The following is a 13,328-nucleotide window of genomic DNA, read 5'->3' as shown; positions in this document are numbered from 1 at the left end:
AGGTTGACATGCTGCAGGCGGTGAATTACCCAGCTATCGTTGTTGAAAATGTCTTTCATTTTCCTTTTCAGGTCAGGGCGTGAGGTTGCTGGGCACCACGCCGGGCACGACCGAAAGGAACATAAGGAGGATCGTCGAATGAACGCGAATACGGGAGCCATCCGCCGCGCGTGGGCGCGAAACACGTACCTCGTTCCCCTCTCGGGCTGCCTGCTGCTCGGCGCGCTCGCGATCGGCTGCGGGGACGACGGCCCGACCAATACGAGTGGCTCGGGAGGCCAAGGCGCGACGGGTGGAACGGGCGGGATGGGCGGGACGGGCGGCGTCGGCGGGACGGGCGGCGTCGGTGGCGTCGGTGGCGCAGGCGGCGCGGGCGGCGCAGGCGGCGCAGGCGGCGCCGGTGGAATGGGCGGCGCGGGCGGCGGGGGCGGCTCCGAGGAGGCGAAGCCCGTGACCGTGCCCATTTCGGAGATGGGGCACGATCGGCTGTACGGCGTGGCGTTCGACGCGCAGGGCAACATCTACGCGACCGGCAACACGGCGGCGAGCACGGCCGCGGACGCAGATTTCTCGACGATCGTCGTGAAATTCTCGCCGAGCGGGGAGGTCGATACGACGTTCGGCGACAAGGGCATCGCGACGCACAACGTGGCCGTCGGGACGAACGGCGAGGTGACGCGCGGGATCGTGGTACAATCGACGGGGAAGATCGTCGTCGCCGGCACGGTGGAGCACGTGGGCGCGGCGGACGCGCGGGATCGCGATATCGCGGTGACGCGGTTCAACGCCGACGGGACGCTCGATACGAGCTTCGGGACGAACGGTGTCGCGCTGCTCGATCTGAGCGAAGGCGAGCTCGTGGGCAATACCTACGTCGCGGATACGCAGTGGGGCCTCAACGTCTATTCGGACGATCGGCTGCTCGTCGTCGGCGCGCAGAAGGCGCCCGGCCGCACGGACACCGATTTCGCCGCGGTGCGCCTGAGCGCCGACGGGGCGATCGACAATGGCTTCGGGACGAACGGCGTCGCGCTGCTCGACATCGCCCAGCAGAACGCGACCCCGAAGTCGGGCCGCATTCTCGCTGATGGCAGCGTAATTCTCGCCGGGTACAACCGGGACGCGGACAACATCGTGTCCCCCGTGATCTACAAGCTCGACGGCGCCGGTAAGCTCGACACGACGTTCGGCGTGGGCGGCGTGTTCAACCAGATCGTGCTCGCCTCGGTCGCCGAGGCCTACGACGTGGTGCCGCAAGGGTCGAACTTCGTGACCGTGGGGTACGGCTCGAATGGCGGTAACGATAACCTCGACTGGCTGTCGCTGCGCATCACGGGCGACGGCAAGCTCGATACGACGTACGGCCAGAATGGGTTCGTCCGCGTCGACCTGGCCGGCAACAACGACAACGGCCGCGCGCTGATCAGCCTCGGCGACAAGCGCTCGCTGCTCGTAGGTGGCGGGAGGCCGGCGGCCGACAACGTCGACGCGATGGTCTCCGTGCTGACCGAGAACGGGGCGGTCGACACGACGTTCGCGCCGAACGGCTGGAAGCAATACGATCTCGGCGGGTCGGCCGATATGTTCTGGGGCGTGGCGCTGTCGCCCGACCAGAAGCACGCGGCAATCGTCGGGACGAAATCCGTGGGCATGGGCCCCGGGAACGACGACGGCGTGCTGCTCCTCCTGCCCGTCGGGAACTGACGTCGCCGTCCCGTCATTGCTTGTTCGTCGTCTGGCCGAGGCCCGAGGCGATCTCGGGCAGGATCCCGAGCCTGACGTAGATCGGCCGCGCCGCGCGGCGCAGCGCGGGCAATTTCCGTAAAAAGATCGCCACGCCGACGAGCGTCACGAAGCCGCCGAGCCGCACCGTCATCGGCGCGCCGACACGCGCGCCGAGCCAGCCCGCCGAAAGGCTCCCGAAGGGGGCCATGCCGAAGAACGCCATCGTGTAAAAGCTCATCACGCGGCCACGTTTGTCCTCGTCGACGAGCGTTTGTAGCAGCGTATTGCTCGCCGCCATCTGCACCATCATGCCGCCGCCGACCACGACCATGAGCACGATGGAGACGGGCAGCCATTTCGAGAACGAGAATGCGACGAGCCCCGCGCCGAAGAGCGCGCCCGCGATGACCAGCATGCGCCCGAGGCCGAGCACGCTGCGTCGCGACGCGAGGAGAAGCGCGCCCGCGACAGCGCCGATGCCCGAGGCGCCCATGAGGAGCCCGAGGGAATGGGGGCCGCCGCCGAGGACGCGCGCGGCGAAGATGGGCATGAGCACGGTGTACGGCACGCCCGCGAGGCTCACGAGCGCGAGCAGGAGCAGAATGGCTCGAACGGGCGCGAACGAGGCCACGTAGCGGAGGCCTTCGCCGAGATCCGCGAGGATGCGGCTCCGCGCGGCCGCCGGCGCCGCGGGCCGCAAGCGCATCATGAGGAGCGACGCGAGGACGGCGAGATAGCTGATGGCGTCGATCAAAAAACAAGTTCCCTCGCCGACGGCCGCGATGAGCACGCCGGCGACGGAAGGGCCGAGCAGGCGAGCGGCATTGACCATGGAGGAGTTGAGGGCGATCGCATTCGCGAGATCCGCTCGATCCTCCACCATTTCGACGACGAACGCCTGCCTGGCTGGTGTATCGAAGGCGTTGATGATCCCCTGGAACGCCGAGAGCACGAGCACGTGCGCGACCGTGATCGTGTGGGTGAGCGAGAAGAACGCGAGCAGGGCCGATTGCACCATCGCGAGCACTTGCGTGACGACGAGCATGCGGTGGCGGCTCGAGCGGTCGACGAGCACGCCTCCGAACGGGGCGAGGAGGAACGTCGGGATCTGGCCCACGAAGCCGACGAGCCCGAGCATCAGCGCGGAGTCCGTCAGCCGATACACGAGCCAGCTCGTGGCGACGCGGGTGAGCCACGTGCCGATGAGCGAGATACCCTGCCCGAAGAAAAAAAGCCGATAATTGCGGTGCAGAAGCGCCCGGCCCATGGCCCTCAGCGTCGATTCGCCGGGCACTTTCGGGCTCACGAGGCGGATCCCTCATGTGTACAGGCGCGCATCATGCGTGGTCGTGGATGAGCAACAAGCACGCCAGCGCCGGCGCGAGGTCGGCCTCCCGCGCTCTCGCCTCAGGCTGCGCGGCCGCGCGAGAGCCGGAATGCATGCGTGATCGCCGCCTGCAAATTCGCGCAGGTGACGAAGCCCGAGAAGTCGGCGCCGATGTCCACGAGGGTGCGCGCCACCTCGGAGCGAATGCCGCTCAAGATCATCTGCGCGCCGAGCAGGCGCACGGCGTGCGCGGTCCGGACGAGCGCGGCCGCCACCTGTTCGTCGAGGTCGACCACGCCGGTGACGTCGAGGATGGCCACGCGCACGCGCCCGCCGCTGATGCCCGTGAGGAGCACCTCGAGCACCCGGTCGGCGCGGTTCGCGTCGATCGCGCCGATGAGCGGCATGGCCACGACATCGTCGCGGATCGGGACCAGGGGCGTGGAGAGCTGGCGCAGGCGCTCCTCGCTGGTCTGCAGCGCCTCGAAGGCCCGCTTCTGCTCGGTCATGTCGAGGATCTGCGAGATGAAATGGACCGGCGCGCCGTCCTCGTCGCGCACGAGGGCGACGTGGAGCAGGACGTGGATGATCGAGCCGTCCCGGTGGATGTACCGCTTCTTGAGCTTGTAACGCGGGATCTCGCCGCGGATGGTCTTGCCGACGAGCTCGATGTCGGTCTCCAGGTCATCGGCGTGCGTGATGTCCTGGAAGCGGAGCGCGAGGAGCTCCTCGGGCGTGTATCCGAGCATCTCGGCGAGCGCGCGATTGACGCTGATGAACCGCCCTTCGAGGCTGACGGTGGTCAGCCCGATGGGCGCGCAGTCGAAGATCTGCTGGAATCGCTCCGCGTTGAGGTACCGCTCCCGGTCGGCGAGCGCGTGTTCCTCGATGAGCAGGCGCGCCTCCTCGACCTGGGCGCGGAGCGCCTGGTTCTCGGCGAGCAGCTCGGTATTGCGGCGCTCCAAATCGGCGTAACTGGGCGCACTGTGGCTGAGGATGTTGGTGCTCATGGTCCCGGTGCGGCGAGGAATGTCAGCCCAGGATACACCCCCTTGCGCGCCTCAGGAACTGTCTGAATTTGTAATGTTTAATACGACATGATCTGCGGTTGCAGAAGCCGTGTGGTGTTACTTTCTGCCAAACCATTGACGGCGATGGCGATTGCAGAAGGACTGGAATTCCTATGTCCGCAAAATCGCCCCGCCTCCGACCGCGTCCACGACGCGCACCCCGCCCGGGGGAAAGCCGATCGCCACGAGCCGCGGCGCGCCCTTGGGTTGCGTATGATAACGCTTCCACACGGGCGAGACACCGCCGCCGTGCCGTCGGAAGACCTCCCGCTCGGTGACGAGCCAAGGGACGCCCTCGTCGTCGAGGCCCATCGCCACGGGAATGCCCTCCGCCTCGGAGGCCTCGACCGCGGAGCCGGCACGATCGAAGCGCATCACGATGCCCACGCCCGCGGCCCACGCCTCGCCCTCGGCGCCCGCCACGCAAAGGAGCAAGGCGGGTTTGTCGTTCAAGCTCGCCGCGGAGGAGCGGACCTCCTGATCGTATCCAATCCACAAGGCGCGCGCCTTCTTGCCGCGCAAGCTGCCCGCGACGAAGAAGCCGAGCGGGCCCGAGGCAATCGCGGAGACCTCGCCGCCGAGCGGCAAGAGCAGCGGTTCGGCCCAGCGCACGCCGTCATTCGAGAGCCAGAGCTCCGGCCCGCCCTCGCCCGCGTCGGCCGTCACGACCCCGAAGGCGCGGCCGTCGCCGAGCGCCGCTACGATCGGACCGACGGGCCCCTCGTCCGCGCGCCGGGGCAACGTGCCCTGCACGAACGATTCGCCGCGCTGCAGAAGGACGTGGGCCGGGCCCACGAGCGCAATGCCGCCGCCCGGGCCACGCACGAGCCAACGCGACGCGGCGATCTGCGCTCGATAAGGCCGGGGGACGTCGACGGAGAAGGTGCGCGGTTCCTTTTTGGACAAACCATGCAGCTCGCTGCCCGAGCGCGCGAATCCCCAGGGGCCCGGGAGGAAGACGACGCCGTCTGGCGAAAGGAGGAGCGGCTTTTCGCTCGTGGTCCGCGGCGGCGCGAGCGCGTCCATCGCCGCGAACACCTCCTCCTCGGACGGCAGAATACGCGTCTTGCGGAACGAGGTCATCGGCTGGTGCTCGCGCGCCGCGATTTCGATCCACCGCGCCGCGGCCGCTTCGAGGGGCGGGAGCAGCGCCTCGGCGAAGGCGTCGATCGAGGGGAATCGCGGCGGCGAGCCCTCGAACATGGATGCGCCGAGCAATTTGCGGGCGTGTGGCTCGTAAAACGTGGCGCCGTCGAGTCCCCACGTCCCCTCGGGCAATACCGGCGAGGCGCCCTGCCGGAGCGCGAGATCGATCGCGCCGAGGAGCTCCTCCGCCGCCAGAAAGCCGCGGTGGAGCTTCTTCGCCGTGCGCAGGCTGCGACGCTCGCCCACGTACCACGAAGGCATCGAGCGGCACCACTCCTCGCCCGTGAGCATGAACCAGATCGTGGAGGCGAGCGCGTGCACGTCGGTCCACGGGCCGACGAGCGGATTGCGCCGCGCGGGGGCAACCGACGAGAGCGCCTGCTCGGGGCCGCCATACCCGAGCGTGATCCCCTGCACCGTGGCGAGCGTGAGGCCGTCGACACGCGCGATGCCGCAATCGGCGATCTTCGGCGTCTCGTCGTCGAGCGGGCCCGCGACGAATACGTTGTCGGGCTTGAGGTCCCGGTGGAGGATGCCGAGGCCGTGGAGGACGCGGACGCCTTCGAGCATGCCACGCGCGAGGCGAAACGCGCGCACTGGATCCACACCCGTCTCGCGGGCCTTGTACACGCGGTCGGTGAGCGTCGCGCCCTCGCTCGACGCTTCCACGTATTCGAGCGCGATCCAGGGGAGCACGAGGGGCGATTCCCCTTCCAGTGCGACGAGGGCGCTGCCGTGCCCGTAATAACCGATCACGAATTCGCTGGGCGGGACGAGGTTCTTCACCCGATCGAGCGCCTCGATCTCGCGCTGGGCGAGATCCCGGCTCGTCATGCCCATCTGCGAGAGGCCCTGCTCGGTCCCCGGCTTGACGAGCTTCACCGCGACCCGCGAGGGCGCGAGCTCCGAGAGCCCGGGCGCCGCAAAATCCGCGTCACGCTCGGCGAGGAATACGGCGGACATTCCGCCGGAGCCGAGCCACTGCACGAGGGAGAGGCCCGAGGGCTCGCCGGTCTCGGGGTCGACGAGCGCAGGTTTGTCGTCGGCGAGATCGGTGAGCTCGAGGTCGGTGCACCGCAGAACGGGAATCATGAGCCGCCCGCACGATACCTTGCCGCGCGGCGTCAGGGAAGCCGGTTCAGAAGCGCATCCGGCCTTCGATCACGAGCACCGCGCCCCCCGCGAGCAGGACGCGATCGCCGGCGAGCGTACAGTCGAGCTCGCCCCCACGCGCGCTCACCTGCCGCGCCCGGAGCCGCGCGCGGCCGAGCGTGGAGGCCCAGAGGGGCACGAGCGTGCAATGCAGCGATCCCGTCACGGGATCCTCGGGGACGCCCTTCGCCGGCGCGAAGAAGCGCGACACGAAATCGACGTCCGCGTCGATTCCCGTGCCTTTTGCAGTGACGCCCACCGCGAACGTCTCGAGCGCCGCGATCTTCGCCATGTCGGGCCGGAGCGCGCGCACGTCCTCGGCGCTCTCGTAGACGGCCACGATGTCACGCGCGGCATGGGCCGCGATCGGCCGCTTGCCAAGCGCCTCGGCGAGCGCGTCCGTCACGTGCGTGGGCGCGGGCGGGCGCGCGGGCAGGTCGATCGAGAGCAGGCCCTCGGCGCGTCGCACGACGAGCTGGCCGCTCCGCGTGTGGAACGAGACGAAAGGGAGGTCCGGCGAGAGGAGCTCGAGGACCACGTATCCCGCGGCGAGCGTGGCGTGTCCGCAGAGGTCGACCTCGACCGAGGGCGTGAACCAGCGCAGCTCGTGGCGCTCGTCCTTCCGCACGATGAATGCGGTTTCCGAGAGGTTGTTCTCCGCGGCGATCGCCTGGAGCGTCTCGTCGGGGAGCCACGCGGGCAGGGGACACACGGCCGCGGGGTTGCCGGCGAAGGGGCGGAGCGTGAAGGCGTCGATCTGGTAGAGCGGGATCTCGGTCACGGGTCTCCTCCGAAAAGACGTTTACCATGATACGTCGGAGCAGACACCGGCCGCATTCGCGCGGAGGGCGAGCGCCTCGGGCACATGCGCCCCGTGCACCGGCAAACGTACGACGAATTCGCTGCCCTTGTCCTTGCCGTCGCTATGGGCCGTGACGCTCCCGCCGTGGAGCGTGACCATGCTGCGCACGATCGCGAGCCCGAGCCCGAGCCCGAGCCCGCCTTGCGAGCGGTCGAGCGCTTGTTTTTCCTGGGTGAAGAGGTCGAAGACCTGCGCGAGCATCTCCTTCGCGATCCCGATGCCGCTGTCCTTCACACGCAAAACGACGTCCGCGTCCTCGCGCGAGGCCGTCACCACGATCCGCCCGCCGGGCTCGGTGTATTTCGCCGCATTCGTGAGGAGGTTCGAGACGACCTGCGCGAGCCGCCGGGGATCCCCATGCACGGCGAGCCCCTCGCGCGGGACCGTGAGCGTCAGGCGGTGCGCTCGTTGCTCGAGGAGCGGGCTCACCATTTCGACGGCCCGCCCCACGACCTCGCTGAGCTCGATAGGCTCGCGGGAGAGCTCCACCATGCCGCGCGTGATGCGCGAGACGTCGAGCAGGTCGTCGACGAGGCTCACGAGGTGCCGGACCTGCCGCTTGATGACCGTGACTTCTTTTTCGGCGCCGGAGGCGCCCCGCATTTGCAAGAGCTCGAGCGCGGTCACGATCGGCGACAAGGGGTTGCGCAATTCATGGCCGAGCATGGCCAGAAATTCGTCCTTGGCGCGGTCGGATTGCTCGGCCCGCCGGCGCGCCTGGTTCGCCTCTTCATAGAGGCGCGCCCGATCGAGGGCGATGCCGAGCTGACGCGTGACGTCGTCGAAGAGGGCGCGCTCGTGCGAAGCGAAGGTCCGCTCGTCGTGGTAACCAAAAGCGACCGCGCCGAGCCTGCGGCCGCCGGCACTGATCGGGAGGACGGCAAGGGCCCGAGGCGTCGAGGCGACCGCCGGAGGGAATCGCTCGGCGATGGCATGGGGCGTCGAAAGAAACGAGGCGGTCCCAGCCTGGAATGTCGCGACGAGTGGCTCCGTGTCCTCGATGCGATCCCCGAGAAAGCGAAGCTCGGCCATCTCCGCGTCGATGAGCGCGAGGGCGCAGAAATCGGCGCCGACGCTGGCCCGGATGTCGCGGTCCATCACCTGCGCAATGGCCGCAGGATCGCCCGCTTCGGAGAGCGCCGCCGTGATGGTTTGCAGGCGCGCGAGCTGCTCGGCGATCCTCCGTGCGGCGTGCTCCTTTTGCGTGAGCTCCTCGAAGGCCGGCTCCGCCGCCGCGCTCGCCCCTGCACCTTCCGCGAGGTGTGCGAGCGCGGCCGTGGCGCACTGCACGGAATCCCACGAGCCAGTGCGGCGGGCGAGCGCGATGTCGTGATTGCGGACGACGTCGAGGATTGCGTCGGGCGCGCAGCGGCTGAGCGAATACGTACAAACCGCGATGATCCGCCGGCCGTGGAATCCCTGGTGGACGCAGGCCTCGTAGGAGACGAAACTGTCCCAGTCCTTGGGCTCGACGAAACTCGTGTTTCCGGTGAGGCGGAGGCCGGAGAAGCCGCGGCGAAGGGCCTCGGCTTCGCGATCGAGCCAGCGCTGCAAGACGGCATCCTGGGAGAGGTTTCCCTCGCGGAGATACCAATCCGTGTGGTCCAGGATCTCCAGTTGGCCCTTGCGCTCGTAATCTTCGAGGTTGGGAACCACGGCGCGGAGGGCCTCGCGCGCCTCGGCCGCCCGCAGGGGCTCTGCGGCGATCCAGAGGCACTGCTGGCCATGGGCGAGCCCGAACTGGAAGTAGGGGATCAGCGTGTCGAGAAGCTCCTTTTGGCCCCGATAGAACTGGCAGACGTGCGCGCCTCACGGCAGCTCGCCGAGCGGAGGAGCCCCAGCGGAAGCCGCGCGCAGCGTCGTTTTGGGCATCGGGACAGCCATGGGAGAATGGTACGGAAATACCAAGAGCCCGGCAACGCCCATATTTGGCAAAGGGGCTCCAGGTTCTCCGGTGATGGGCGTCCTTCCTAAAGGCCCGCGCTTTTCGAAGGGGGCGCTGTACGCTTTGTCATGAATGTCGGGGTAGCGAGCGAATGTACGAGGTCAAAGGGTTGACGGCGAGGCGCGTTTGTCGAACACCATGACCACGTCGGCCCCCGGGAGAGCGACCTCCACTCCGGTTTGTCCGGCATGCACCACGTCCTCGAACGATTGCCCTGTTTCGAGGTCGATGGTCGTGCGATGGTAGGCGCCTTCGTCGAGACGAGCGCCGAGGATACGAATGCTCCTCGGGGAAGCGGCCGTGATCCGGATCGTCAGCCAATTTCGCTCCCCGAGCGCGAGTGCGGGCGAGGGCGGGATGACGACGATGGGGCGGCTCTCGGCGCGAGGATGAAGGGCCAGGCGGCTTCTGTCGAGCACTTTCGCCGCGGTCCGAAATTCGCCGTAAAGATCATGCTTTTCGACGAGATCCCAGTACCAGAACATGGGCGTGCCGGCCTGATTGCGGAGCATGCCGGCATAGATGGCGTCGCGGACGAAGGCACGAAGGTTCACCTGCGCGGGGTGCGACGGGCCGATCTCGCCAAAAAAGGCCGGCGCGCGGGTCGGGAGCCAGCCGAGGCGCGCGAAGAGCGTGACGGCGTCCGTGTAGAGGTGGGGTTGGAGGAAGTCCATGGCGCGCCACGTCGACGGCGGCGCGAGCAGCGCGCTCGTGGTCACCGGATGGCCGTAGGGATCGAGGGCGCGGATGTAGTGCGCCATTTCGTCGTGCCACGCCGTGATGTCCGAGAATCGCCCGGCGAACGAGGCATCCGTCCACTCGACCTCGTTCCAGAGCTCCCAGGCGAAGAGGGACGGCGAATGCGAGAAGCGGGCGACGGCGTGGCGGAGCCACATTTTCATGCGCCGCTTCGCCTCGGCGTCCGCGAAGACGTCGGCCGCGTCCGTCAAGAAGCCGCCGCGGGCCGCATTCCACGGATGATCGGGCCAGTTCGGGTTGACGAGGGTGCTGAAGGATCCGTGATTGAAGAGGACCATTTGCATCGAGATGCCCGCCTTTTCGCAGGCCCCGAAGAGGGCATCCCATTTCGCGAGCGCCGGCGGCCAGAGACGATCCCGCGGCGCCGCCGGATCATCCACGGGCCAGAACGGGTTTTTCCCGTCCCAGGAGCTCGCCCAGATGCGCGTCCACTGGATCCCGGCCGCGCCCATGCGCGCGAGCTGCTCGGCCATGGGCGGCATGTCCGGCATCTGCCAGCCGAGATTGAAGCCGAGCGGGTAATACGGCGTGCCGTCGTCCCACACGAAGCGGTTTGGATTGCGCGCGTCGATGCGGAGGAAGCCGCGCGGCAGGCGGTCGTCGAGACGAACGTACGCACTCCGGGCCTCGATGGGCTGGAGGACCCCATTGCGATAGAGGAGCGGGCGATACGGCCCGGGCCGCGGCGCGACGAGGACGGCCGCGTAGGCGGAGGTCCCGTCCGGGTACGCGATACGCTCGAAGCGCTCGCCGTTCGCAGAGATGAAGACGACGCGGACGTCGTTTTCTTCAGGATCGTAGGGATTGCCCGGGAACGCCGCCTCGAATCGCGCGACGGCGGGGCCGTACCAGGTCGTGGGGAGATCCACGACGGGATCGGCGAGGGCGGGCGGCGCGGGGACCATGGTCTCCGCGAACCGTAGGGCCCGCCCGTCCGGATCGAAAGTCGGCCTTCTCGTCGTTCAGCGCGTCGCGACGAAGCCGAAGCTCGTGGCCTGGCCCGGCGCGAGGGTGGCATTGTGTGCGGCGCCGACGAAGTGTGTCGTGCCGTCCGTCACCGTATAGCCCGCATTCCAGATGTTGTCGATCGTGCCGTCGACCTGCATCGGGATGGACCAGGTGAGGCTTTCTTTTCCGATGTTCGTGACCTCGACCGTGAGCTGATACCCGCTGCCCCAATCGCTGTCGACGGTGGTCGCCACGACGTACGGGAGCGTGGGGCCGGGATCACCGCCGCCCGCGCCCGCGCCGCCGGAGCCGGTGGGATCGCCACCTCCCGCGCCGCCGGCGCCGGAGCCGCCCGCGCCCGTGGGATTGCCGCCGGGCTCCGGGGGATCCGCGACGCGCTCGGTGAAATGCGAGGTGCGCGTGAGCGCGACGAGGAGGTCGAGGACACGGAGGTTTCCTTTCTGGAATTCGTCCGCGACCTGGCTGGAAAGGCAAGCGAGCCGGCCCTCGTCGAGCTGTCCGTACGCATAACGAAGCCACGAGCGCGCATAACAACCCTGCGCGTCGGCGCTGCCCGCGAGGACGGAGGCGAGCTCGGGGACACCCACGAACGAGCCCGTGGTGGACGGGGCCGAGAGGATCTCGCCAGAGGCGTCGATCGGCAGGCCATTCTCGTCGGCGCGATACCGGCCGATGCCATCGAAATGCTCGAAGGCGAAGCCGATGGGGTCGACGAGGTCGTGGCAGCTCTTGCAGAGCTCGACGGTGGTGTGCGCCGCGTAGCGCTCGCGGGTGCTCTTCGTCGGATCGACAGGCGGCGGCTCGGCGACGACGCCGGGCGGCGGCGGCGGCAAGGGCTGGCAAAACAGGCGTTCGCGGACGAGCTTGCCGCGATGGACGGGCGAGGAGCCGGCCGGTTTTCCGTGCGTGGCGAGGACGCTGCCGTGCGAGAGGATGCCGGCGCGGCCGGAGCCTTCGAGCTCGACCCTGCCGAAATCGTTTTCGCCCCCGGCGCCCGCGGGCGCGGGCAAACCGTAATAAGCCGCGAGTTTCGGGCTCACGAAGGTGTAGGGGGCATCGAGCAGCTCCGCGATCGTGCCTTCACCATTGCGGATGACGTGGCGCACGAAGATGCGCGTCTCCTCGATCATGGCGGCGCGGATCTCGGCGTTCCATTCGGGGTAGGTGGCGGAGTCCTTGGGCGCGGCTTCGATCCGATCGAGCTCGAGCCAGGCAATGGCGAACCGCTCGAGGATCTCGTCGCTCCGGGGATCCTCGAGGAGGCGCTTGGCCTGGGCCTCGATCTGCTCCGGCGTGCCGAGCGCATTCGCGTCGGCGGCGGCGAAGAGCTCGTCGTCCGGCATCGTGCCCCAGAGCATGTAGGAGAGCTCGGTGGCGATCTCGTAGGGGGTCAAACGAACGCGGCCACCCTCGCTGGTGACGGATTCGTCGCCGAGCTCGGTGCGATAGAGGAAATGCGGCGACTGGAGCATGGCCGTGATCACGGCCTCGATGCCCTCGTTGAAGCCCTCCTTGGAGGCGATCGTCTGGTAGAGCGCGAGGTAACGCTTGCTGTCGTCTTCGCTGAGCGGGCGGCGGAAGGCGCGCTTGCCGAACGTCTCGACGAACGTCTTCGCGCAGGCCTCGGGGCCGGCGGCGACGGGGTCGCACGGCAGGATGCTCGAAGGGTTCGTCAGGGCAAGCGTTGCGATCTCCTCGGCGGCGCGGCGGACCTGGTCGGCGAAGAGCGGGCTCACGCGGAGCGCGTCTTCGTTGTTGTCGAAGCCGCCGATGACGATGTCGGGGACGAAGGAGGCGCCCCATTGCGACTCGATGCCGAAGAGCTCCGCGATCGTGGCGTCGTATTCGCCGCGGGTGAGGCGCCGGAGGACACGCGGTCCTGGCTGCACGGTGGTGCAAGCGGCGGACGGCGCGGCGCAGCCTTCGCCGCGGGTTGTGCGCGTGATGAAGAGCGAGAGCGTCGCGTAATCAGGGCTGCCCGGCTCGACGATGGTGCCGCCGGGGTGGCCATTCGGGTGCTGGCCCGAGGGGCGCGAGAGGAGGACCGAGACGCCAGCGGGCTGGTCGACGGCGAGCGCGCGAGCCACTTCGAGATTCTTTTCGAGGGCGTCGGGCTCGCTCCGCGGCGTGAGGACGAGGCGGCTCTTGCCGGCCATGCCCGTCGCGCTGTGGCAGACGAAGCATTTCTTTTCGAGCAGGGGCTCGTAGATGTTGTTCTCGAAGAACGCGAGGTCGTCCGGACAACCGACTACGCCGGGCGCCCCCTCTTTTTCGTCTTCCCCGCCGAGGCAGCCGGCGAAGGCGGCCGTGAGGGCGAGGGCGCCCGTGATCCGGATCGAATTCGAGCGAAGGAAAGTGCGCAGCATGGCCATG

Annotated in this window: 8 protein-coding genes and 1 pseudogene; 1 reads left to right on the top strand and 8 read right to left on the bottom strand. The window is 68.5% G+C overall.

Going from position 1 to position 13,328, the window contains the following annotated elements:
- The first annotated feature begins 138 nt into the window (after positions 1 to 138).
- The gene (locus KEG38_RS28585) at positions 139 to 1,704 is read left to right on the top strand and encodes a delta-60 repeat domain-containing protein (protein WP_272418677.1); all 1,566 of its coding nucleotides are present in this window, start codon (positions 139 to 141) and stop codon (positions 1,702 to 1,704) included.
- Positions 1,705 to 1,717: 13 nt separating this feature from the next.
- On the opposite strand, the gene KEG38_RS28580 is transcribed toward KEG38_RS28585, so the two are convergent.
- The 8 genes and pseudogenes from KEG38_RS28580 to KEG38_RS28545 form a co-directional block, all read right to left on the bottom strand.
- Entirely contained in the window at positions 1,718 to 3,031 is a 1,314-nt protein-coding gene (locus KEG38_RS28580; RefSeq protein WP_272418678.1) for an MFS transporter, read from the bottom strand.
- A 101-nt stretch (positions 3,032 to 3,132) separates the two neighbouring features.
- Positions 3,133 to 4,062, bottom strand: a complete 930-nt coding sequence (locus KEG38_RS28575) for an STAS domain-containing protein (protein ID WP_272418679.1) — start codon at positions 4,060 to 4,062, stop codon at positions 3,133 to 3,135.
- Between the two features lie 171 nt (positions 4,063 to 4,233).
- Entirely contained in the window at positions 4,234 to 6,360 is a 2,127-nt protein-coding gene (locus KEG38_RS28570) for a serine/threonine-protein kinase (RefSeq protein WP_272418680.1), read from the bottom strand.
- Between the two features lie 46 nt (positions 6,361 to 6,406).
- Positions 6,407 to 7,201: a PhzF family phenazine biosynthesis protein gene (locus KEG38_RS28565; RefSeq protein ID WP_272418681.1), complete on the bottom strand. Its 795-nt coding sequence runs from the start codon at positions 7,199 to 7,201 to the stop codon at positions 6,407 to 6,409.
- 21 nt (positions 7,202 to 7,222) lie between these two features.
- Positions 7,223 to 7,774 carry a sensor histidine kinase gene (locus KEG38_RS28560; protein WP_372518168.1) on the bottom strand — a complete coding sequence of 184 codons (552 nt, stop codon included), beginning with the start codon at positions 7,772 to 7,774 and terminating at the stop codon, positions 7,223 to 7,225.
- A gap of 12 nt (positions 7,775 to 7,786) precedes the next feature.
- A pseudogene (locus tag KEG38_RS28555) lies at positions 7,787 to 9,073 on the bottom strand (MEDS domain-containing protein); the annotation flags it as partial.
- A 255-nt stretch (positions 9,074 to 9,328) separates the two neighbouring features.
- Positions 9,329 to 10,891, bottom strand: coding sequence for a glycoside hydrolase 5 family protein (locus tag KEG38_RS28550; protein ID WP_272418682.1), 1,563 nt, complete (start codon positions 10,889 to 10,891; stop codon positions 9,329 to 9,331).
- A 57-nt stretch (positions 10,892 to 10,948) separates the two neighbouring features.
- On the bottom strand, positions 10,949 to 13,327 hold the full coding sequence (locus KEG38_RS28545) for a DUF1592 domain-containing protein (RefSeq protein ID WP_272418683.1): 2,379 nt from the start codon (positions 13,325 to 13,327) through the stop codon (positions 10,949 to 10,951).
- Position 13,328: the final 1 nt, after the last annotated feature.

The sequence above is a fragment of the Polyangium jinanense genome (genome assembly GCF_028435265.1).
Classification (GTDB): Bacteria; Myxococcota_A; Polyangia; order Polyangiales; family Polyangiaceae; genus Polyangium; species Polyangium jinanense.
The sequence above is the reverse complement of the archived record's forward strand: the minus strand, read 5'-3'. Positions and strand labels throughout refer to the sequence as shown.